The sequence below is a fragment of the Streptomyces sp. ActVer genome, from assembly GCF_027270795.1.
Lineage (GTDB): Bacteria > Actinomycetota > Actinomycetes > Streptomycetales > Streptomycetaceae > Streptomyces > Streptomyces umbrinus_A.
In genome coordinates this window covers 1-21636 of record NZ_JAPWHT010000145.1, presented here as the reverse complement: position 1 = coordinate 21636, position 21636 = coordinate 1, and the positions used below count along the sequence as shown (strand labels likewise).

19 protein-coding genes are annotated in these 21636 nt (G+C 68.3%); 7 read left to right on the top strand and 12 right to left on the bottom strand.

Going from position 1 to position 21636, the window contains the following annotated elements; all coding sequences use genetic code 11:
* Positions 1-290: 290 nt before the first annotated feature.
* From O3Q52_RS23715 to O3Q52_RS23700, 4 genes are all read right to left on the bottom strand, one after another.
* Entirely contained in the window at positions 291-662 is a 372-nt protein-coding gene (locus O3Q52_RS23715; RefSeq protein WP_266760127.1) for a holo-ACP synthase, read from the bottom strand.
* 9 nt (positions 663-671) lie between these two features.
* Entirely contained in the window at positions 672-1121 is a 450-nt protein-coding gene (locus O3Q52_RS23710; protein ID WP_269650781.1) for a hypothetical protein, read from the bottom strand.
* 3 nt (positions 1122-1124) lie between these two features.
* On the bottom strand, positions 1125-2042 hold the full coding sequence (locus O3Q52_RS23705; RefSeq protein WP_269650780.1) for a hypothetical protein: 918 nt from the start codon (positions 2040-2042) through the stop codon (positions 1125-1127).
* Between the two features lie 80 nt (positions 2043-2122).
* Positions 2123-2551: an ATP-binding protein gene (locus O3Q52_RS23700; protein ID WP_269650779.1), complete on the bottom strand. Its 429-nt coding sequence runs from the start codon at positions 2549-2551 to the stop codon at positions 2123-2125.
* Between the two features lie 230 nt (positions 2552-2781).
* On the opposite strand from O3Q52_RS23700, the gene O3Q52_RS23695 reads away from it, so the two are divergent.
* Together O3Q52_RS23695 and O3Q52_RS23690 are read left to right on the top strand one after the other, a co-directional pair.
* Positions 2782-3627, top strand: coding sequence for a helix-turn-helix transcriptional regulator (locus O3Q52_RS23695; protein ID WP_269650778.1), 846 nt, complete (start codon positions 2782-2784; stop codon positions 3625-3627).
* An 8-nt stretch (positions 3628-3635) separates the two neighbouring features.
* Entirely contained in the window at positions 3636-3857 is a 222-nt protein-coding gene (locus O3Q52_RS23690) for a DUF397 domain-containing protein (RefSeq protein ID WP_269650784.1), read from the top strand.
* On the opposite strand, the gene glmS is transcribed toward O3Q52_RS23690, so the two are convergent.
* Positions 3818-5665, bottom strand: coding sequence for a glutamine--fructose-6-phosphate transaminase (isomerizing) (gene glmS, locus O3Q52_RS23685; RefSeq protein ID WP_269650777.1), 1848 nt, complete (start codon positions 5663-5665; stop codon positions 3818-3820). The genes O3Q52_RS23690 and glmS overlap by 40 nt on opposite strands.
* Positions 5666-6362: 697 nt before the next feature.
* Here glmS and O3Q52_RS23680 point away from each other — a divergent pair.
* Together O3Q52_RS23680 and O3Q52_RS23675 are read left to right on the top strand one after the other, a co-directional pair.
* Positions 6363-10694, top strand: a complete 4332-nt coding sequence (locus O3Q52_RS23680) for an RICIN domain-containing protein (protein ID WP_269650783.1) — start codon at positions 6363-6365, stop codon at positions 10692-10694.
* Positions 10695-10752: 58 nt separating this feature from the next.
* A complete protein-coding gene (locus O3Q52_RS23675; protein ID WP_269650776.1) occupies positions 10753-11172 on the top strand; it encodes a hypothetical protein in 420 nt (139 codons plus the stop codon).
* A gap of 242 nt (positions 11173-11414) precedes the next feature.
* Here O3Q52_RS23675 and O3Q52_RS23670 read toward each other — a convergent pair whose 3' ends face one another.
* A complete protein-coding gene (locus tag O3Q52_RS23670) occupies positions 11415-11666 on the bottom strand; it encodes a hypothetical protein (protein WP_269650775.1) in 252 nt (83 codons plus the stop codon).
* A 209-nt stretch (positions 11667-11875) separates the two neighbouring features.
* On the opposite strand from O3Q52_RS23670, the gene coaA reads away from it, so the two are divergent.
* Both coaA and O3Q52_RS23660 read left to right on the top strand, forming a co-directional pair.
* The gene (coaA, locus tag O3Q52_RS23665; protein WP_269650774.1) at positions 11876-12865 is read left to right on the top strand and encodes a type I pantothenate kinase; all 990 of its coding nucleotides are present in this window, start codon (positions 11876-11878) and stop codon (positions 12863-12865) included.
* Positions 12866-12931: 66 nt separating this feature from the next.
* A complete protein-coding gene (locus O3Q52_RS23660; RefSeq protein WP_269650773.1) occupies positions 12932-13861 on the top strand; it encodes a DUF389 domain-containing protein in 930 nt (309 codons plus the stop codon).
* A gap of 147 nt (positions 13862-14008) precedes the next feature.
* Here O3Q52_RS23660 and glmM read toward each other — a convergent pair whose 3' ends face one another.
* From glmM to O3Q52_RS23640, 4 genes are all read right to left on the bottom strand, one after another.
* Entirely contained in the window at positions 14009-15367 is a 1359-nt protein-coding gene (gene glmM, locus O3Q52_RS23655) for a phosphoglucosamine mutase (RefSeq protein WP_269650772.1), read from the bottom strand.
* Between the two features lie 290 nt (positions 15368-15657).
* On the bottom strand, positions 15658-16188 hold the full coding sequence (gene rpsI / locus O3Q52_RS23650; protein WP_269650771.1) for a 30S ribosomal protein S9: 531 nt from the start codon (positions 16186-16188) through the stop codon (positions 15658-15660).
* A 42-nt stretch (positions 16189-16230) separates the two neighbouring features.
* Positions 16231-16674 (bottom strand): 50S ribosomal protein L13, encoded by a 444-nt coding sequence (rplM, locus tag O3Q52_RS23645; protein ID WP_055614906.1) that lies wholly within the window; start codon positions 16672-16674, stop codon positions 16231-16233.
* Positions 16675-16884: 210 nt separating this feature from the next.
* Complete coding sequence (locus O3Q52_RS23640; protein ID WP_269650782.1) at positions 16885-18024, bottom strand: glycosyltransferase family 87 protein; 1140 nt, start codon at positions 18022-18024, stop codon at positions 16885-16887.
* Positions 18025-18158: 134 nt separating this feature from the next.
* Between O3Q52_RS23640 and O3Q52_RS23635 the strand changes: the two genes are divergently transcribed.
* On the top strand, positions 18159-19037 hold the full coding sequence (locus O3Q52_RS23635; RefSeq protein ID WP_269650770.1) for a hypothetical protein: 879 nt from the start codon (positions 18159-18161) through the stop codon (positions 19035-19037).
* 169 nt (positions 19038-19206) lie between these two features.
* Here the strand turns inward: O3Q52_RS23635 and O3Q52_RS23630 are convergent, their stop codons facing one another.
* Both O3Q52_RS23630 and O3Q52_RS23625 read right to left on the bottom strand, forming a co-directional pair.
* Positions 19207-19959, bottom strand: a complete 753-nt coding sequence (locus O3Q52_RS23630) for a polyprenol monophosphomannose synthase (RefSeq protein WP_143642837.1) — start codon at positions 19957-19959, stop codon at positions 19207-19209.
* Between the two features lie 70 nt (positions 19960-20029).
* Positions 20030-21636, bottom strand: a 1607-nt coding sequence (locus O3Q52_RS23625; protein ID WP_269650769.1) for a glycosyltransferase family 39 protein, incomplete at its 5' end; no start/stop codon positions are given.

The following is a 21636-nucleotide window of genomic DNA, read 5'->3' as shown; positions in this document are numbered from 1 at the left end:
CGCGCCGGGATGCCCGTCCGCAGCGGAAGACGCGAGGCCCGATTGCCGCGCTGACCGCATACGTGTGTCGTCGTAAGCTGCGGCCACACATCCCGCCACGTCCCCTCCGGCACGTGCCCCGTCAGGGGCGCTGGGAACGGCGCGAGCAACCCGGGACGGCCGGCACGTGGCGAACAGACCTCGGCCCCGGTTCTTTAGGGGCGCGGGGAACTGCGCAGTCTTTTAGGGGCGCGAGGAACTGCGCGACCAGCACCCACGCATCCGCAGACAAACACCCACCCCAGCCACCCCTACCCCTCCGCAATAACCACCGCAGAAGCCACCCCCGCGTCATGGCTCAACGACACATGCCACGACCGAACCCCCAGCTCGGCCGCCCGCGCGGCAACGGTCCCCGTAACCCGCAGCCGCGGCTGCCCGCTGCCCTCGACGTAGACCTCGGCGTCGGTCCAGCGCAGACCCCCCGGCGCGCCCAGCGCCTTGGCCAGCGCCTCCTTCGCGGCGAAGCGAGCGGCAAGGGAGGCGACACCCCGCCGCTCCCCACTCGGCAGCAGCAACTCGCTCTCCAGAAACAGCCGTTCGGCCATCCCGGGAGTCCGCTCCAGCGACGCCCGGAACCGGTCGATCTCGGCCACGTCGATTCCGACCCCGATGATGCTCATCCGGGCACCCTATTCCCGGCCAAGCTCCGCACCCGCCCGGAACAGGTCCTCCGCCCGCTCGACCGTTCCGGCCCGGTCGAGCCAGTCGTCGAGGCGAGCGTGGTCCGTGCAAGTGGTGATGCGCTCGCGGACATCGTCGGAAATGGAGAGCAGTCGTACTTCCAGCACGGCCAGAGTTCCCTTGGCCAGCCCCTTCGCCAGGCCTGCGGCATACCCTGAGGCCCACGGCTCGGCGTAACCGGGCGGCCACTTCTCAATCTTGCCCCGCAGATACGCGACTTCCCCGGGAGACAGCCCCTCCCGCTTGATGATCTCCTTGAACCTTCCGTGGAGTTCGGCCATGGCCTTCTCTGGCTGGAGCCCAAAAGCCATGGCCGCCGCGAGCGACATGGCAATGCCTGAGACCTCCTCTTGCAGCTCCGGGTTCAGGCTCTGCTGATCGTCTTGCAGGTCTGTCAACGCTCAGGCCTGTTCAGGACTGGTCCCCGGAACCTCCGGGTCCTCGGCGAACAGGTCCTCGGCAGCGGTGGCTGCCAGGGAACGGTCGAACCACAAGGCGAGGATGTCGAGGTCAGCACACGAGGTGATGCGCTCCCGCGTTGCCTCGGGGACGGGGATGCCGCGCTTCTCCAGGACACGCAGGATCAGCGAAGCACGGTCTTCGGTCTGGCCTTCGAGATAGGCCGTCTCACGGACCGTCCCCCGGCCGGGGAAGTAGCTGACGAACGACATGATTCCCTTCCAATCCTCTGCGGCTGGGGTGTTCCCCAGGTTGATTTCCAGGAACTCGAAGAAGTACCCAGCGGTCTCCGGGTCCGTTTCCTGGAGTTCTTGGAGGGCGCTGCCGATTGCCTCCAGTATGGCGCCGCACTCGGCGCTGCGGGCGTGTGCCAGGGCTGACAGCGCGGCCAGTGCGAGGTTCTTCGACACGGTCCTGACGTCGGTGATCACTGGCAGGTTGTCAGGCCCTGCGACCAGCGGATAGGTCCGCTGAGCAGTCCAGCCACGCGCGCCGCAGTCGAAAGGCCCGGCCGCCCACTTGGCCGTGGCCCTGTCCTGACAGACCACCAGAAGCAGCACGGGCAGTCCGTACTTCGCCTGGAGGTACGCGATGTAGTACCCCCAACTCGCTTCCTTGCCCGGGACCCTCTTCGACTGCGCCTCGATGGCGAGCAGGAAGTCCTCGCCGTCGGACGGGCCAACACGCAGCACCGTGTCCACGCGTCGCTCCAGCGGCCGAGTCTCCGTCACGTCCGTGGTGACAGCGTCCACAGTCGCCTTGGCAGGTATCGGAACGTCCAGCACCCCGAACACGGGACCCAGGATCTCGGGCCGCTCCTGGAAGATCCGGTGCATGCCCTCGTGAGCTGATGTGACCATGTGCGCAACCTAGGTTGATCAAGGGATGGGTTGTCCGGGTGATCGGGATGCGTTCACCCTTTCGGGGGGCGAGAAAACGTTCAGGCGACGGCAGCCAACTCGCACCACACGTACTTGCCGCGGTTGCCGAATCTGGACAGCGGCTGCCAGCCCCAAAGGTCCGAGCACGCGCGGACCAGTGCGAGCCCCCGCCCCTCCTCGGACTCACTGAGCTGCTCCAGCTTCCCCGGCGGCTCGGGCGGCTCCGGATCGGCGTCCCATGCCCCGATCCGCAGCACACCCGCCGACCAGCGCACCCGCAGGGCAGCGGGTCCCTTCGTGTGGCACACGGCGTTGGCGACCAGCTCGGTCGCGAGGAGTTCGGCGACATCTACGAGGCGGATCAGGCCGTGCATGGTGAGGATCAGACGGAGCGTGCGGCGGCAGATGGTGACGGCTCGGGGGTCGTTCGGGATGTAGAGGGAGTACTCCCAGGGTTCGGACCAGGTTTCGGACTCGCTTTCGGGCATGCGTGAACTCCGTTCGGGTGGTGGGGGGTTGCGCAGGGCTGGCGGTGGCTGTGCCGCAACCGTCATGGCAGGACGGTGCGGTGCGCTTCCGGAGGTCCGGCGTTCCGCAGAGTGTGCGTCGCGTCACTGACGGTAGATATAAATCTAGAGATGCGGCAAGTCGATCGCGTAATCTGACGCCGAACGAGTCGCGCCCGTAGGCGCGTTGAACCTAGGAGCGGTCGAGAGTCTTGAGGCGCGAACCAACGGCTCGCCAGCTGCGTCTGGCGACTGAGCTGCGGAGACTCCGCGAGGCGGCGGACCTCAACGCTCGCGAAGCAGCAGCACTACTCGGGGTGAGCCCCGCTCAGATCACTCACATCGAGTCCGCCCTCGCGGGCGTGAGCGAGAAACGGCTCCGCCGCCTTGCATCCCACTACGCCTGTACGGACAACGAGTTCATCGACGCCCTGGTCGCGATGGCCACCGAGCGGACACGCGGTTGGTGGGAGGAGTACCGGGGCTCGCTGCCCACTTCGTTCCTGGACCTGTCCGAGCTGGATCACCACGCCCGGTTCCGACGCGACGTGGCCATCCTGTTCGTGCCGGGGCCACTTCAGACGGAGGACTACGCTCGCGCGATCTTCTCCAACCGGGTTCCCGAACTCACCAACGATGAGCGGGAGCTGCGCGTCAGCCACCGCTTGGCACGCCGGGTGATCATCGAGGGTCCGTCCCCCATTCCGTACGAACTGCTGATCCACGAGGCGGCTCTGCGCATCAAGGTCAGTGACCGTGCCACTTCAAGAGCCCAGCTCTCCCGGCTCCTTGACCTGTCGGAGGCGGATCACATCACCGTCCGCGTCATCCCGTTCGATCTGGAGGGCTTTGCCAGGGCGGGCAGCACCATGACATACGTCGGCGGTCCCGTCCCCAAGCTGGACACCGTGGTGCGCGATGTTCCCCACGGCTCGGCCTTCACCGATTCCGAAGCCATGCTCGGCGTCTTTCGAACGCGCTTCCATAAAATCGAGGAAGTCGCGCTCAGCTCCAACCGATCGCGCGACTTCATCCACAGGCTGGCGAAGGAACTGTGAGGCACACCGTGGCCATCCCCGGCAACTGGCGTAAGTCGTCCTACTCCGATGGCGACGACGGCAACGACTGCGTGGAGATCGCAACCTCCCCCACCCATATAGCCATCCGCGACTCCAAGACCCCGGCCGCCCGCACCCTCACCTTCCCGACCGGAGCCTTCGCACCCTTCCTCTACAGCCTGAAAGACGGCTACTCCACCGTCACCGACTTCGCCAGGTTCCGAGGCTGATCCACCTCGTTGCCCCGAGCCGTCGCCAGCTCGCAGGCGAAGACCTGCAACGGCACGGTGGCCACCAGCGGCTGAAGCAGCGTCGGGGTGGCCGGGATCCGGATCAAGTGATCCGCGTACGGGACGACCGCCTCGTCCCCCTCCTCCGCGATGACGATGGTCCGCGCACCCCGGGCCCGGATCTCCTGGATGTTCGACACGATCTTGTCGTGGAGGACGGACCGCCCCCGAGGTGACGGGACGACCACCACCACCGGCAGATCCTCCTCGATGAGAGCGATCGGCCCGTGCTTCAACTCTCCCGCCGCGAAGCCCTCGGCGTGCATGTAGGCGAGCTCCTTGAGCTTGAGCGCGCCCTCAAGAGCCACCGGATACCCCACGTGCCGCCCCAGGAACAGCACGGTGTTCTTCGAGGCGAGCGACCGGGCCAACTCCCGCACCGGCTCCATCGTCTCCAGCACCCGCTCGACCTCGCACGAGATCCGGGACAGGTCACGCACCACCGCCTGGATCTCGTCGCCCCACTTGGTCCCGCGCACCTGCCCCAGGTACAAGGCCACCAGGTAGCAGGCCACCAGCTGCGTCAGGAACGCCTTCGTCGACGCGACCGCGACCTCCGGCCCCGCGTGCGTGTAGAGCACGGCGTCGGACTCCCGGGGAATCGTCGACCCGTTGGTGTTGCAGACGGCCAGCACCCGGGCCCCCTGCTCCCGCGCGTGCCGGAGTGCCATCAGCGTGTCCATGGTCTCCCCGGACTGCGAGATGGCGATCACCAGCGTCCGCGCGTCCAGGATCGGGTCCCGGTACCGGAACTCGCTCGCGAGTTCCACCTCGCACGGGATCCGGGTCCAGTGCTCGATGGCGTACTTGGCGATCAGCCCGGCGTGGAAGGCGGTCCCGCACGCGACAATGACGACCTTGTCCACCTCGCGCAGCTCGGTGACGGGGATCCGTACCTCGTCGAGCGAGAGCGCCCCGCTCGCGTCGATGCGCCCGAGCAGCGTGTCGGCGACGGCCTTCGGCTGCTCGGCGATCTCCTTGAGCATGAAGTAGTCGTAGCCGCCCTTCTCGGCGGCGGAGACGTCCCAGTCGACGTGGAACGACCGCACCTCGGCGGGCCGCCCGTCGAACCCGGTGACGCTCACGCCGTCCCGCCGCAGCTCGACCACCTGGTCCTGCCCGAGCTCGATGGCGGACCGCGTGTGCGCGATGAACGCCGCGACGTCCGAGGCGAGAAAGGCCTCGCCCTCCCCGACCCCGACCACGAGCGGCGAGTTGCGCCGCGCCCCCACGACGACATCCGGCTCATCGGCGTGGACGGCGACCAGCGTGAAGGCGCCCTCCAGCCGCCGGCACACCAGCCGCATTGCCTCCGCGAGATCGGCGCACGCGGAGAACTCCTCGGCGAGCAGATGCGCGACGACCTCGGTGTCGGTCTCGGAGGTCAGCTCGTGCCCCCGCTCCGCCAACTCGGCCCGCAGCGCGGCGAAGTTCTCGATGATGCCGTTGTGGACGACGGCGACCCGCCCCGCGTTGTCGAGATGAGGATGGGCATTCGCGTCGGTCGGCCCGCCATGGGTGGCCCACCGCGTGTGACCGATGCCCGTGGTCCCGGTCGGCAACGGCCGCTCGACCAGTTCCTTCTCCAGGTTGGCGAGCTTCCCGGCCTTCTTCGCCGCGGCCATCCCACCGTCCGCGAGCACCGCGATGCCCGCCGAGTCGTAACCCCGGTACTCCAGCCGCTTCAGTCCGGCCACCACCACATCAAGTGCCGACTGCGACCCCACGTATCCCACGATTCCGCACATGCGCGGCAGCCTACGGTCCGTCGCCCGCCGACACCCGGCACCGCGTGCCCGAAATCGGAAATCCCTGGAGGGGCGAGAAACGGCCATTCCTCACTGACACCATCAGCCACACTCCGACCATCACGACACAAGGCCCACACAGAAAACCCCTGAACATGAAGGAAATGCGACCTCCGGAACGGGTCGCGAGAGCGGCAAAAGGTTTCACGCCACCCCGCCCCGACACCGAAGTAACCCATTGCTCAACGTTGATCACATATGGCTATGGTGAGGCTTCATCTAGCCGGATCTGACCAATCCGTCTTCGCTCGCGACCAGGAGCGGCCGGGGGAACAGCGTCACCAACGGGGAGGGGCTTCGCCATGCCCAAACAGCCCTCAGCCCATCAACCCTCTTCGGCTCCCTCTGAGTCTCATCGGCGGATTTCCGGTCCCACGCCCCGCGATGGAGGGACACACCCTTGCGTTCCAGACCCCCGCGTTCCAGACGCCCAGGTTTCCTCAGACCAACGCCGGGACGGGCCTGGCGTCTCGGCCGGATCATCCCGCTCCTTCTCGCCGTAGCGGTCCTCGCGGGCCTCGGGGTCCGCCCGGATCTGTTCGACCGGTTCACCGGAGCGGGGGCAGCCCCGGCGGGCGACTCCTACGACTGGTACGAGGACACGGCGGCCGAGCAGCTTCGGCAGGACCAGTGCCTGATGGCCGACGTGCTGCGCCTCGGTGGCCCATCCATGGCCACGACGGCGCAGGACGGCCTCAACCAGTCCCCGGCTCAACTCCGCGCTCTGGCCGAGCGGGTGTACTGGCAGAACACCCCGCTCGCCCAGGCGTACGACAAGGACCGGGACGCGGCGGGCACGGAACTCAACGCCCTTCGTGCCCTCCGTGACGGCTGGAAGAAGCCTCTCGACGGTCTGACGACCCCGGCCGGGTTCACAGAGTCCGACTTCCACTGGCCCCCGGGCTCACCCGGTGACGGCAAGGACGACTTCTACGGCCAGACCGGTCTGACGAAGTGGACCGCCGACCGGTTCTGGAAGGAAGAGAGCGACTTCTACACCGATTCCACGCCCAAGGCCGACGAGAAGACCCTCCAGGCCGTCGACGCAGTGGGCACCCCCCTCTACGGAACGGACCCGGACCCGGGTCTTCCCACGGAGGAGCGGAACCGTGCGCTGGCCGAGCGGGACGCGTTCCAGCATCTGCGCGACGGGGCCCTGAGGGAGAACGCCGGCGCGGACAACGCCCGTATCTTCCTCGCGTCCGGGGGCTTCCCCCGTACCGGTCCGCAGCCGGACACCGCGGAGTACCGCATCGCGGTGGAGGATCTGAAGTCCCGGTTCGCATCGTGCGCGTGGCGTGACCCGATCGACCCGAACCAGGCGCTGAGCGAGGTCTCCGGCACGGCCGCCCAGGAGTGGCAGCAGGAGATCGCCTCCCAGCAGGTGCAGCGCAACCAGATCCTGAACGCGAACACGGACGCCACGAAGGCCCTGGCCACCGGCGCCAAGACACTCGGTGACCTTCTCGGCCACTCCTGGACCGCCGACCGCCTGGCCCGCTGGCAGGACTACTGGTCCCCGGGCGGAGTCGGACCGGTCGGCGACGCACCCGCGGTGATCGAGTTCCACGCGGCGAAGGGCAAGTGCCTCGACGTCCAGAGCAGCGGAACGACCGACGGCACGCCGGTCCAGCTGTACACGTGCAACGGCTCGGCGGCGCAGCAGTGGCAGGTCTACGGCGACGACGCGGGCCTGCACCTGCGGAACGTCAACTCCCAGAAGTGCCTGGACGTCTACAACAACAATCCGGAGAGCGGCACGAAGATCCTGATCTGGACGTGCAACAGCTCCCCGGCGCAGACGTGGAAGTACAGCCTCCGCGGCACCACGAGCCTGGAGAACGTCGGCACAGGCAAATGCCTGGACCTGAACACGTTCGACAACGGCCAGGACGCGTGGCTGTGGGGGTGCAACGGCACCAATCCGCAGCAGTTCGACATCAAGCCGTCCGGCAACAAGGGCACTGTTCCGCCCAAGGCGCAGTTCGACCAGGCAAAGACGGGCATCGCTGGTGCCCAGACCGCGGCGAAGAAGCAGCTCACCGCCCTCAAGGCACAGGCCGCCGCGGCGAAGAAGGCCGCCTCGGACACGGCCACAGCCGAGCAGACGGCCTACACCATCGCGGACGGCAACGGCGCTCCTCGGGGCCGCGGTCTCCTGGTCGGCCAGCAGAAGGCACAGGTCACGCAGGGCGCTGCCGCCGCTCTTGAGGCGATGGTGAAGGCGGGCGAGACCGCCGAGGCCGCCACCCGCGCGTCCGCCGGCGACAGCCAGACCATCGCACAGCGCGCGCTGGCCCAGGCCGCGCAGGCGAAGGCGGAGTTCCGCAAGGAAGCGGCGCGCACAGCCGAGTTCCAGGCCAAGGCCGCGGCCGACGCCGCGAAGGTGCACCGCGACAACGCGAAGAAGGACAAGGAGACCGCGGAGGCCAAGCTCGCCGAGACCCTCACGGCCGAGGGAGACGCGAAGGCGGCCGCCGCCGACGCCCACGCCAAGCGGCTCGCGGCGGAGGCCGAGGAGAAGACGGCCAAGGCGGAGAAGGAGACCGCCGCCGTCAAGCAGGCCGAGGCGGCCCAGCACAGGCAGAACGCCGAGACCGAAGCGACGAAGGCGAAGGAAGCCAAGGACAAGGCCGAGACCGCCGAGGGCACAGCGGTCGAGAAGAAGAACGACGCGGTCAAGGCCCGTGACAACGCCAAGGCCAAGCGGGACGACGCCTGGGAGGCCGAGCAGAAGGCCGACGCAGCGCGCGCCAAGGCGGACGCGAAGGGCGCCTACGCCGATTCCCTGGAGGCGGGCGAGGCGGCAGACGCCGCCCGGACCGCTGCCACCGAGGCGGACCAGCACGCGGACGACGCGGAGAAGGCCGCGACGAAGGCCCGTTCGGAAGCCGACGCCGCCACGAAGGCGGCAGCGGACGTGGACGCCGCAGCCACCCGCGCCGAGGCGGCGGCGAAGCGCTCGCGGGCCCATGCCGATGGTGCCCAGGCAGCCAAGCTGAAGGCCGACGCCGCAGTGAAGACCGCGACCAGTGCCGCGGCGGACGCCATCGCAGCCTCCAAGCACGCCGCCACCGAGGCGAAGACGGCCGTCGAACTGGCCGACAAGGCGGAAGAGAAGGCCAAGGCAGCCAAGGGCCACGCGAACGAGGCGAAGAAGGAGACCGCCAAGGCCCTGCTGGCATCGGCGAAGGCCGCGGGCTTCGCCCACGTCACCGCCCAGGCCGCCGTGGACGCCGGCAACTCCGCCGCGCAGGTCGCCAAACCGGCCAACGACGCGATCCAGCTCGGCTCTCCGTACGTCACCACGGACTCAGCCGCGAGCCTGGTCGTACTGACGGGCCAGGCATCGAAGACGATTGCCGAGCAACAGAAGGCCGTCGCCGACGCCCACGCCAAGAACGCACAAGCGGCATCCGCTGCTGCCAAGGCCCTCGCCGACCAGGCTTCGGGCGACACGCAGGCCGCCTACCAGCACGCCGCCAACGCCGCCGGACACGCGTCGAACGCCCGCACCTACGCGAAGGAAGCCCTCGGCTACGCCGCCGATGCCGCCACGGCCGCATCCAAGGCCACCGCGTCACTGGCCCGCACGATCGAGTACGACCGCCAGGCGACCGAGGACGCCGAAGCCGCCGACAAGGCAGCCGGCCGGGCCGAAGGCCACGCCAAGGACGCCCGCGACTCCGCGGACGAGGCGGCTCTCGACGCCTCCGCCGCCCGCACGGCCGCCTCGGAGGCCGAACAGTCCGCCAAGGACGCCCGCGCCGCAGCAGACCGCGCCGACACCGCGGCAACCGAAGCCGAGCAGGCGGCCAAGGACGCGGAGAAGTACGCCGAGGAAGCCCAGGAGGCCGCCGAGCGCGCCGAAGTGAAGACCAAGGCCCAGCAGATCACCACGGGCACGACGGTCGACGACACAGGTGTCGCCATCGGCAACGTCTTCTACGTCGTCGACCGCATGGAGACCGTCGGCGAACCCGAGGTGATCAAGAAGGACAACTGCAGCGTCATCGTCCACACCGGTGACTGCGTCATCACGGCCAAGATCCGGTTCGACGCGGTCGTCGACCTGTACTTGTGCACCGCGGACGACCTGAATCTGTCGCAGTACCAGTGCCCGGCCCCTGCCACGGTGTTCCTGGACACGCAGACCCTGAAGGACCAGTCGACCACGGTCACCCACACCATCTCCATGGTCGACTTCAACACCGGCATCGACCCGGTGAAGATCCTCCTCGGCGACTTCATCGCATGCGCCCAGAAGATCACCCCCGGCGGCGCAAGCGGCAGCTGGGAAGGCTGCGCGTGGGCCGCTGGCTGGGTCGTCGGAGGCAAGGCCCTCAAGCTCACCGCTGACGCCGTCAAGGCCCTGGATGCCTCCCTCAGGACCGGCATCGGCTTCGCCGACGCATGGAAGGGACTGCGCTCTCTCGGTCTGACCGACACGGTGATCGCAGGCATCGGCACGAAGTTTGCCAAGGAGCTAGGTGAGGCCTGCAAGAAGACCGTCCGCACTGCCCGCTCGGCGCATGCCGCAGGGGCAGGAGGATGCTGGGCCGAATCCGGCGGCCCTGGTAAGTGGCTTGTCGAGAAGGAGAGCATGGATCCTGCCGACGCCGCGTATCAGTGGGCGGTGACGGGCGGAGTCCCGGAAGGTTTCGTGTACAAGGTTGCCGATCCGTCCAGGCCAAGTGGGTGGGTCAAGTTCGACGGCTACCAGAACGGAACCCTCATCGATGCCAAAAACCTTCACTACCCCGACAACTTCATCGACACCGCTGGCAAGCTCAGGTTCCCCACGAAGGAAACCGGGACGATGAAGAAGCAGGTCGAAGCGGCGAAGGGCGTACCCATCGTGTGGTATGTGAACAACGAGAGAACTGCGACCGCTTTGCAGCACTGGGTGGTCGACAACAACCTCAAGGGCATCAAGATCACGTTTAGACCTGCTCCCGTCACGGGGTAGGCGGCCAGTGTTCTGCCGAATTCGGCAGAGGAGACACCGACGCATCGAAGGAAACCTGATGAGTTACAGCCCGTCGATCTACAAGTTCGCTGACGGTGGTGAAATGCCTGTTCCGCTGGACATGGAGTTGGTACGGGCCGTTCTGGAGCCCCACGACGTCGGGAATCCGCAACTCACGGTTGGCGAGGACGGGGGATTGCAATTCCTGATCCGGGCTTCCGACGGAAGCGAAGCCGAAATATCGGCTGATGAAACCGGCATCCTGGTGGAGCGCCCGCATACCGGCGGCGTCTTCGGCATCGTCGCCGAGCTGGTCTCGCGACTGGGAGCGGTCATCATCGACCCGAGCAGGGGCAGGGCCGTGTGCCGTGAGGAGGAATACGCACACCTTCCCGCCGGTATGCAGGAGGACGCCGTCGTCATCGAGATGACCGGTGAAGCCGTCGAGGCCGCCCTCATCGGAACACCGCGCCGGTGACAAGACACTGACCGGACGGGGCTGCGGCCCGCACTTCTCACCGAGGAGTGCGGGCCGCAGCCGTTCCACAGCCGTGCTGCCTGTTCCCCGGCAGGCTTCCCGGCTGTACGAGGTGGCACGGTCCGCGGACAGCGGAGAACGGGAGCGGACAGCCGTGCCGCTGGGCCGGTGCTCCCTCGGAGAAGTACGGCACCAGCCGGTCGGGGTGCTCGTGGGCTTGAGCAATCAACACCCCGGAGCCGCTACTCCCCCCGCTCGATCCGGTCGATCGCCTCCTGGACCATGCCCAGGTACTCGACCTCCTCGCAGCGCGGCTTGCTGCCCATCTCGTACAGGTCGATGCAGTCGTAGAGGTACTCCCCCAGGTCCTCGTCCGGCAGGTCGACGGCCAGTTCGCTGCAGACCCGGCCCTCGTGCTCCACCGACGCGACGGCCCCGACCGCCGGCCCCGGTCTGCGTCTGCCGAATCCACGCACACGGAAACGCACGGCCATGACGACCACCCCAACCCCCCAGAACACCGGGAGGCGGCTCGCTCCCGGAAGGGCGGACGCTATCCCCGTACGGTCACGCGGTCCAGACCTCCGGACGCGTGTAGACACACCCATCGAACGCGAGTAGACGCCGCGGCGGACGTGTGTAGAGAACACCGACGTGACGGACTCCACCCGCCACCCCGTTCAAACTCCCGTAACAATGAACTGTGATCTCACCGGTCTCCTCGTTGCCACGGAGCGCCCACCGGCCCAGGCCGGAGGCGACTCCCTACCTCGACCTCACCCGCTCGGAATGGAGCGCACTGCGTGAGAAGACACCTCTTCCGCTGACCGCCGAGGAGGTGGAGAAGCTGCGCGGCCTGGGCGATGTCATCGACCTCGACGAGGTGCGGGACATCTATCTGCCGCTCTCCCGGCTCCTCAACCTCTACGTGGGCGCGACCGACGGCCTGCGCGGCGCCCTGAACACGTTTCTCGGCGAGAAGGGCTCCCAGTCCGGTACGCCGTTCGTGATAGGCGTCGCGGGCTCGGTCGCCGTCGGCAAGTCCACCGTCGCGCGCCTCCTCCAGGCCCTGCTGTCCCGCTGGCCCGAGCACCCGCGCGTGGAGCTGGTCACCACCGACGGCTTCCTGCTGCCGACCAAGGAGCTCCAGGCCCGCGGCCTGATGTCGAGGAAGGGCTTCCCGGAGTCGTACGACCGCCGGGCGCTGACCCGTTTCGTCGCGGACATCAAGGCGGGCAAGGACGAGGTGACGGCCCCCGTCTACTCGCACCTCATCTACGACATCGTCCCCGGCAGGCGGCTCACCGTCCGCCGCCCGGACATCCTGATCGTCGAGGGCCTGAACGTCCTGCAGCCCGCCCTGCCCGGCAAGGACGGCCGCACCCGCGTCGGCCTCGCCGACTACTTCGACTTCAGCGTGTACGTGGACGCCCGGGCCGAGGACATCGAGAGCTGGTACCTGAACCGTTTCCGCAGGCTGCGCGAGACGGCGTTCCAGAACCCGTCCTCGTACTTCCGCAAGTACACGCAGGTCTCCGAGGAGGAGGCCCTCGACTACGCCCGGACGACCTGGCGGACCATCAACAAGGTCAACCTCCTGGAGAACGTGGCCCCTACCCGCGGCCGCGCCACCCTCGTCGTCCGCAAGGGCCCGGACCACAAGGTGCAGAAACTGAGCCTGCGCAAGCTGTAGACGAGCCGTGGACGACTGCGCGACCGGTGGCCCGGTCCGTCACCCGCCCCGGCTACCCTGCGGGGCATGCTGCATCTCCGCCTCATCACCCCGGCCGACAGGACCGACGCCGTGGTCCGCCTGATCGAGAAGACCGTCGGCACCACGCACCTGTGTGTCGTGCCGGGTGCCGCCCGCAACCCCACGGGCGACGTCGTGATGGTCGACGTGGCGCGCGAGGCCGGCGACGAACTGATCGGCGGGCTGCGTGAGTTGGAGATCGACACGTATGGCTCGATCGCCGTAGAGAACATCGACCTGTCACTGTCGGACCGCGCCGACAAGGCGGCGGACGACGCGCCCGGCGAGGGCGCGGACGCGGTCCTGTGGGAGCACCTGGCGGACGCGACGCACGAGGAGTCGACGCTCTCGTTCACGTACGTCGCCTTCATCACGCTCGCCACGATGATCGCGGCGTGCGGTGTGGTCCTCGACAACGCGATCCTGATCGTGGGCGCGATGGCGGTGGGCCCGGAGTTCGGCCCGCTGGCCGGCTTCAGCACGGCCCTGGTCCAGCGTCGCCCGCGTCTCGCCCTGCGCTCCCTGATCGCGCTGCTGGTGGGCTTCGCGGTGGCGATGGCGGTGACGGTCGGCTTCAGCTTCTTCATGGACGGCCTCGGCCTGTTCAGCGAGGCCCAGTTGGAGGCCGACCGCCCCAACACGGCCTTCGTCTACGCCCCCGACCCGTTCTCGTTCGTCGTGGCGGTCCTCGCGGGCATCGCCGGCACCCTCTCCCTGACCTCGGCCAAGTCGGGCCTCCTGGTCGGCGTCGCCATCTCCGTCACCACGGTCCCGGCCGCCGCCAACGCGGCAGTGGCCTTCAGCTACGGAGACACCACCCAGACCATCGGCTCGACAAACCAACTCCTGCTGAACCTCTTGGGCATCGTCCTTGCGGGCACGCTGACCCTCCTGGCCCAGAAGTGGCTGTGGTCGAGGCAGAGGGCGCGCGCTTAAGGGGCGCGGGGAACTGCGCAATCTTCTAGCTTTTAGGGGCGCGGGGAACTGCGCAATCTTTAGGGGCGCGAGGAACTGCGCGACAAGCCACAACGAACCCGCAGCCCGCATCCAACACAGCCCCCCACCCCCTACGCGGCCCAAAGATCACCCAAGCGCAGACTTCACCGCATCAGCCAGCCGCCCGGCCACGGACCGAGCCTGATCAATATCCGCCGCCTCGACCATGACCCGAACCAACGGCTCGGTCCCGGAAGGCCGCAACAACACCCGCCCGGTGGCCCCGAGTTCCCGCTCGGCCTCGGCAACGGCCGAAGCCAACTCCGCGGACGTCCCCACCCGTGACCGGTCGACATCAGGCACGTTGATGAGAACCTGCGGCAACCGCTCCATCACGGACGCGAGTTCCCGAAGCGTACGACCGGTCTGAGCGATCCGCGCCGCGAGCAACAGCCCGGTCAACGTCCCGTCACCCGTGGTCGCGTGGTCAAGAATGATCACGTGCCCGGACTGCTCGCCGCCGAGCGCGTACCCGTGCTCCTTCATCTCCTCCAGCACGTACCGGTCCCCGACCGCGGTCTGCACGAGGGACAGCCCCTCACGCTCCATGGCCAGCTTGAACCCGAGGTTCGACATGACCGTCGCGACCACGGTGTCGGACCGCAGCTCGGAGCGTTCCCGCATCGCGAGCGCGAGCACCGCGAGGATCTGGTCGCCGTCGACCTCGGCGCCCGTGTGGTCCACGGCGAGGCACCGGTCGGCGTCACCGTCGTGCGCGATACCGAGAGCGGCCCCGTGCTCGATGACGGCGGCCTTCAGCAGGCCGAGGTGCGTGGAACCGCACCCGTCGTTGATGTTGAGCCCGTCCGGGTCGGCACCGATCGTGACGATCTCGGCGCCGGCACGGGTGAAGGCCTCGGGCGAGACCCGGGCGGCCGCGCCGTGCGCCTCGTCCAGGACGACCTTCAGACCGTCCAGACGGTTCGGAACGGCCGTGAGGAGATGGGCGACGTACTGGTCGAAGCCCTCCTCGTACGAGCGGACGCGGCCGACGCCCGAACCGGTGGGCCGGTCCCAGGGAGCGCCGGTGCGGTGCTCCTCGTAGACGGCCTCGATCCGGTCCTCCAGCTCGTCGGCGAGTTTGTGTCCGCCGCGGGCGAAGAACTTGATGCCGTTGTCCGGCATGGCGTTGTGGCTGGCGGAGAGCATCACACCCAGGTCCGCGCCGAGCGCACCGGTGAGATACGCCACCGCGGGGGTCGGCAGGACGCCGACGCGCAGGACGTCCACGCCCGCGCTGGCGAGGCCCGCGACCACGGCGGCCTCCAGGAACTCCCCGGACGCTCGCGGGTCCCGGCCGACCACCGCCGTCGGCCGGTGGCCTTCGAAGGTTCCCGCTTCGGCCAGTACGTGCGCCGCCGCCACGGAGAGGCCGAGCGTGAGCTCGGCCGTCAGATCCGCGTTGGCGACACCACGTACGCCGTCCGTCCCGAAGAGTCGTCCCACTGGTGTCCTCCGAACTTGCTCAGGCTTACTCAGAAACGTGCGGCTCAGGCCAGGGGTCCGGCTTCGGCCCTTGTCAGGGTCCGGCTACGACCCCTGTCAGGGTCCGGCTACGACCCCTGTCAGGTATATCCCCCGGACCTGTATATCTCCCAGGTCCGTCGCAAGGCTGCCGCCTTGCAGGCCTGTCTCAAGGCAGACTTCCGGACCTGTTCCAAGGTTGTGGTAAACGAACGCCCCGACGGCACAGAACGTGCCGCCGGGGCGTTTCGTGCAGAACAGCTGAGCGATATTTAGCGCTTGCTGTACTGCGGGGCCTTACGGGCCTTCTTGAGACCGGCCTTCTTGCGCTCGACCGCACGGTCGTCACGCTTGAGGAATCCGGCCTTCTTCAGGGCGCCGCGGTTGTTGTCCACGTCCGCCTCGTTCAGCGCGCGGGCCACGCCGAGGCGCAGGGCACCGGCCTGACCGGAGACGCCGCCACCCGAGATGCGGGCGACAACGTCGTAGCGGTCGTCGAGCTCGAGCACCTTGAAGGGCTCGTTGACTTCCTGCTGGTGCACCTTGTTGGGGAAGTAGTCCTCAAGGGTGCGACCGTTGATCTTCCACTTGCCGGAGCCCGGGACGATCCGGACGCGGGCGATGGCGTTCTTGCGACGGCCCAGGCCGGCGGCGGGCTGCGGGTCGCCGAAGCGGCCGGCGAGGGACTCCGAGGTGTACTCGCCCTCGACGGGCACCTCGGACTCCGTGGTGTAGCTCTCGACGTTCTCGTTCTCGACGAGCTCGGTCTCTTCTACCGGCTGCTCGACAGTGGTCTCGGCCACGATTCTCCTCAGATTCTTTTTCGTCTTAGGGGGTGGCCGGAACTACTGCGCGACCTGGGTGATCTCGAACGGCACCGGCTGCTGTGCAGCGTGCGGGTGCTGGTCGCCCGAGTAGACCTTCAGCTTCGAGAGCACCTGACGGCCCAGGGTGTTCTTGGGGATCATGCCCTTGATGGCCTTCTCGACGGCCTTCTCGGGGTTCTTCGCCAGCAGCTCGTCGTAACGGACGGAGCGCAGACCACCCGGGTAGCCGGAGTGGCGGTACGCCAGCTTCTGGGTCTTCTTGTTGCCGGAGAGGTGCACCTTGTCGGCGTTGATGATGATGACGAAGTCACCAGCGTCGACGTGGGGGGCGTAAATCGGCTTGTGCTTGCCCCGGAGGATGTTCGCGGCGGTGGTCGCCAGACGGCCCAGGACGACATCCTGAGCGTCAATGACATACCACTGGCGAGTGATGTCGCCGGGCTTGGGGCTGAACGTACGCACTTCGTAGCCTTCGCTTCTTCAGTGGATGGGTCCTGACACATGGCATCACTGAAGCGATCGTGCAGCTGGGGACGACAATGCCGGGAACGCTGCCCGTATGCCGCCCACTGGTAACTGCTCCAGGGAACCTACGTAAGGGCCTCTCGCGTGAGAACGACCAAGCCGATACGCATAACAAAGTGCAAGGGTACTCGCGCCGCCCCGGAAGGGTCAAAACGAGTGACCCCGCCCCTCCCCTGCCGCTGTGGGCAGGCGTCCCGCAGGGCGGGACTGGTGGGCACAGCCTCCGGCCCCGGGTGCCCGTGAAAACAGCCTCAGGGCAACCGCACCCGCCAGCAGGCACAGAGTAAGCGAGTCCCGAAAAGCCCGCCGGGTCACGGGCTCCAGGTAAGGCAGGGCAAGCCCCGGAACCTGCGGCACCAGTGCCACCCAGAACCACGGCCCCCGAGCCACGCTCCCCGCCTCCATCACCCCCGCAAGCAGTACCGGCAGCACCACCAGCAGGTAGTGGTCGTACGAGGGCCTGGACACCAGAAACGCCGACAGCATCAACATCACCCCCGTGTCCACGACCCTCCCCTCCCGCCGCCAGCACCGATACGCACACCACACCCCGGCCCCGGCGGCCCCGCAGGCCAGCAGCACCGCACCCCCCTCCGGCACCCCCGCCCGCGGCAGCACAGCCGCGGGCGACGCCTCATAGAGCCGTACGAACGTGTCGTCCCCCCGCAGCAGAAACGGCAGGGTCCGCGTGAAGAACCCGGCAGGGTCCGGCATCAACAGCGCAGCACCCCCGGACACGACCGCGGGCACGAGAACCACCGCCGCGAGCCCCCGCCACCGCCGCGCGAAGACGAAGAGCAGCACCAGAGGCACCAGCAGCGGCTTCACGGCGATCGCGGCACCGATCACGACCCCCGCCGCACCCCATCTCCCCCGGCTCGCGAGGAGCAGGGCCAACGGCAGGGCCACGACCGCGACGACGGTCCAGTTCCCGAGCCGCACGAGATGCCCGAAGGGCGCGAACCCGAGGGCGAGCCCGGTCAGGCCGAGCACGGCGAACCGGCTGCGCCACGGGACTCCGTACAGCCGCAGCGCGCACGCCCAGCCGGCGACGAGCCCCCCGGTGACGGCGAGGGGGACGAGAAGGCGCAGTACACCCCAGGGCAAAAGGGCCTGCGGGACGGCGGCCGGCACGGCTCCCGGCAAATAAAGAAAGTGCGGGTCGTCATACGGGGATCCGCCGTCGAGCCAGGTCTTCGCGGCCCGTACGACGATGGCGTTGTCCATGCCCCCGTCCCGTGTACGCAGGGACGTCTCGGCCGCGCCCGCACAGAGCACGACCCCCAGAACGACCCAGGCGTGCCAGGGCGCGGCTCGTACCAACCACCCTGCAATGCCCCCTTTGGCCTCATTCACACTTGACACGCTAGGGGTTCCGGTGGTGCCGGAGACGGACCAGCACACCCCTTGTCCCGTCTAAGATGCGCCCCATGAGCTTTGGGCAGGGGGGACCCTCGTGGGGTTCCGGGGGATCAGGTTCTCAACCGCCGCAGTGGGGCGGTCAGTCACCGGACTGGGCGGCGCTGGCCGAGGCGTCCGAAACGCGCAACCGGCGCCGCAGATGGCTGCTGATCGGCGGAGGCGCGCTCGCCACGGTCGCGGTCGGCACCGCCGTCGCCATGGCCGTGGTCTCGGCGGACGGCAACGGACAGGCGTCGAACAAGCCTGCCTCCGAGCTGCCCACGTCCGCGGCCATCCCGTCGGACACCACGGGCACCGGCCCGTCCTTCGCGGAGACCTCGGCGCCGCCGCCGCTGGATCCGAAGGACTTCATAGGCAACGTCAAGAAGGACACCGCGCCGCTCGCCCCGGACCTCCTCTTCCCGGGTACGCAGCTGACGATGGGCGAGACCGTCTACAAGAAGGGCGCGATGGCGTCCACGAAGAACTGCGCGTCGGCCGCCCAGGGCACGCTCGGCCCGGTTCTCACCAAGAACGACTGCACCCGGTTCATGCGCGTCACGTACACGAAGGACGGGATCGCGGTGACGGTGGGCGTGGCCGTCTTCGACGCCGAGGGCCAGGCCCTCAAGGCGAAGAACGACGCCGACGACAAGAGTGTCGTCCAGTCCCTCTCCGGCGAGGGCGTCCCCACCTTCTGCCGCTCGGCGATCTGCCGCTCGACCACCAACTCGTACGGCCGCTACACGTACTTCACGGTCGCCGGTTTCACCAACGGCAAGGACGTGACCCAGAAGGACTCCAAGGTCTTCACCACCGGCGACGACCTGGCCGAGTTCACCTTCCGGCAGATCCACCGCCGCGGCGAGTCCCAGGCGTCGGCGGCCGCCAACCAGTAGACCGCACCAGTAGACCTCGTACGACCGGCGGAACGACCGCCGGAGAACAGAACGGCGGCCCGCCCCCCGGCAGGCCGCCGTCCCCGTTTCCACTCGCCTACCGATACTCGGCTACTGCTGCTCGCACTTCTGCACGCCTACCTGCACGCACGCCTACCTGCACGCACGCCTACTTGTGCTTGAGCCGCAGCTTCACCGGCACCACGGCCGACTCCAGCTGCGTACGCAGGGTCATCTTCGAGACGCCCTCGGTCCGCTCCTCGAAGCGGATCGGGATCTCGACGGCGGCGTGACCGGCGCGCACGGCCTTGAACTTGAGCTCGACCTGGAAGCTGTAGCCGGCGCTGTCCAGGGAGTGCAGGTCGACGTCGCGCAGGGTCTGGGCGGACCACAGGTTGAAGCCGGCCGTGATGTCGCGGATCTTCGTGCCGAGCACCGTACGCGCGTAGCGGTTGGCGAAGCGGGACAGCAGCACGCGGTGCGCGCCCCAGTCGTCGTCGAGCTGGCCCCCCTCGACGTACCGGCTGCCGATGACCAGGCCGACGCCCGAGGCCACGGCGGTGCCGAGCATCCGTGGGACCGCTTCCACGGGGTGGCTGCCATCGGCGTCCATCTGCACGACGTACTGCGCGCCCTCGTCGACAGCGGCGCTCATGCCCGCGACGTACGCACGCCCCAGGCCGTCCTTCTCGGTCCGGTGCAGCACGCTCATCCGGCGCCGCCCGTCCCAGTTGTACTTCTCCGCCAGCTCCTCGGCGATCCGTCCTGTACCATCCGGACTAGAGTCGTCCACTATCTTCAAGTGGAGCCCGTTCAGCGGCAGTTGAAGCACGGCCTCGGCCATTCTCGGCAGATTGGCAGCTTCGTTGTACGTAGGCATCACCACGGTGACAGCCACGTCCGCCCCCACGTCGTACGACATCTCTTTCCCTCCCCATTTCTCTGTCTGCCCCCCACCGGACGCGGGACGTGCCCGCGTCCGGCAACCCAACTCAGGTATGCACCTTGCGCTTGGCGGCGTCGTCCTTTTCCTCGGACGAGTCGTCCGTCGCCGCGCGTGTCCTTTCGAGGAGCACGAGCTGGAGGTATTTGAGCTTCTTGGTCTTCACGACCTTGAAGCTTCGCTGGATCACGGTCGCCGACGTCTTCGGCATGCCGCTGAACGGCTGTCCGTCGAGAGTCGTCGACACGAGCCAGAGCCTGTCGGCCTTCGCCAGGCACTTCGTGGCCTGGGGGCATTCGATCGCGCCGAACGAGCCCAGTTCCTGCGGAGTGCGGTACATCAGCCAGTCGCGCGGCCGATCGGCATCGTTGCGCAGTTCGTAGTCCATGGCCCGGCGCTCGGACTGCACACCGCTGAAGACGATGCCGTCGCCCTTCTTCTGCCCGGCCTCGATGAGCTGGGCGGCGCCCCGGTAGTCCGGTTCGCCCAAGGCGTTCTGCCTGGTCTCACGGATGCCCGGCAGCGACTGGAAAGCGATCCCGGCAACCGCGGCCGCCACGAGCACCCAGCCGAAGCCACGCCGTGCCACCGCCCCCGTACCGGCCTTCGCACCGGCCACGGGCCCGGCGATCCGGACGACGGCCACGGCCGCGAGCAGCACCCACGCGGGCGCCGTGAACAGCAGATAGCGCGGCAGGAAGAGGTGCAGCTGAGCGGCGGTGGCGTAGGTCGCCACGGGCGGCAGCACGATCCAGACGGCAAGCGGAAGAGCCCGTCGGCCCGCGAAGAACAGTCCCAGCGCGCCGAGTGCCATGACCGGTACGGCCACCGCCCAGGCCCCGAACAGGTTCTTGGGAAACTCGATCAGGTCCTTCTGTACCGGGTTGTTCCAGGCGATCTGTCCGCTCTGCCCAGAGCCCGACACGGCCATGGGGATGACGAAGCACATGCCCAGGGTGCAGGCTGCGGCATAGGCCCAGCCCACGATCTTGTCGCCCGCGCGCCGTGCGATCAGGATCATCACCAGATGCGCGCCGAGCACGGCGAGCGAGGCCAGATGGCTCCAGCCGATCAGTGGCACCGACAGCGTGTAGGCGACCCACACCTTGAACGACGGCTTGTCCAGCGCCCTGGCGAGCAGCAGCGTCGACAGCAGGACCGCGGCCACCGCGAAGGCGTACGGCCGGATCTCCTGCCCGTACCGCGTGGTGAACGGGACGACGGCGAAAGCCAGTCCCGCAAGCAGTCCCGCCTGTGTGGTGAACATTCGCCGCCCGAGCAGGGCGAGCAGACCTGCCGAGGCCGCCATGGCCACCGCGCCGGGGATGCGCATCGCGGTCGGGGAGTCCCCGGCGACCGAGATCCAGATGTGCATCAGCACGTAGTACGGCGTGAACACGACGTCGATCGAGCGGATCAGCAGGCTCAGATCGTGGAACGACAGCGTGGCCGCCCACCAGGTGGCGTGCTCGTCCCGCCACAGCTGCCGGTCGCCGATCCCGCGCCAGATCATGGCGAAGGCGAGCACCGTGGGCAGCAGAAACGTCACGGCAGTGGCGAGCCGACCGCCCTTCGCATCCTCGGGCTCGTCCTCCCCGGGCTCGTCCGCGGGCGGCTCCGGGTCGACCGGCGCCGGCGCGACGGGCTCGGCGGAGA

Bases quoted from the DNA above. Each gene is read 5' to 3' on its own strand.
- O3Q52_RS23715 (WP_266760127.1), bottom strand. From the start codon at position 662: ATGAGCATCATCGGGGTCGGAATCGACGTGGCCGAGATCGACCGGTTC.
- O3Q52_RS23705 (WP_269650780.1), bottom strand. From the start codon at position 2,042: ATGGTCACATCAGCTCACGAGGGCATGCACCGGATCTTCCAGGAGCGG.
- O3Q52_RS23700 (WP_269650779.1), bottom strand. From the start codon at position 2,551: ATGCCCGAAAGCGAGTCCGAAACCTGGTCCGAACCCTGGGAGTACTCC.
- glmS (WP_269650777.1), bottom strand. From the start codon at position 5,665: ATGTGCGGAATCGTGGGATACGTGGGGTCGCAGTCGGCACTTGATGTG.
- O3Q52_RS23680 (WP_269650783.1), top strand. From the start codon at position 6,363: ATGGCCGACGTGCTGCGCCTCGGTGGCCCATCCATGGCCACGACGGCG.
- O3Q52_RS23675 (WP_269650776.1), top strand. From the start codon at position 10,753: ATGAGTTACAGCCCGTCGATCTACAAGTTCGCTGACGGTGGTGAAATG.
- O3Q52_RS23670 (WP_269650775.1), bottom strand. From the start codon at position 11,666: ATGGCCGTGCGTTTCCGTGTGCGTGGATTCGGCAGACGCAGACCGGGG.
- O3Q52_RS23660 (WP_269650773.1), top strand. From the start codon at position 12,932: ATGCTGCATCTCCGCCTCATCACCCCGGCCGACAGGACCGACGCCGTG.
- O3Q52_RS23635 (WP_269650770.1), top strand. From the start codon at position 18,159: ATGCGCCCCATGAGCTTTGGGCAGGGGGGACCCTCGTGGGGTTCCGGG.
- O3Q52_RS23630 (WP_143642837.1), bottom strand. From the start codon at position 19,959: ATGTCGTACGACGTGGGGGCGGACGTGGCTGTCACCGTGGTGATGCCT.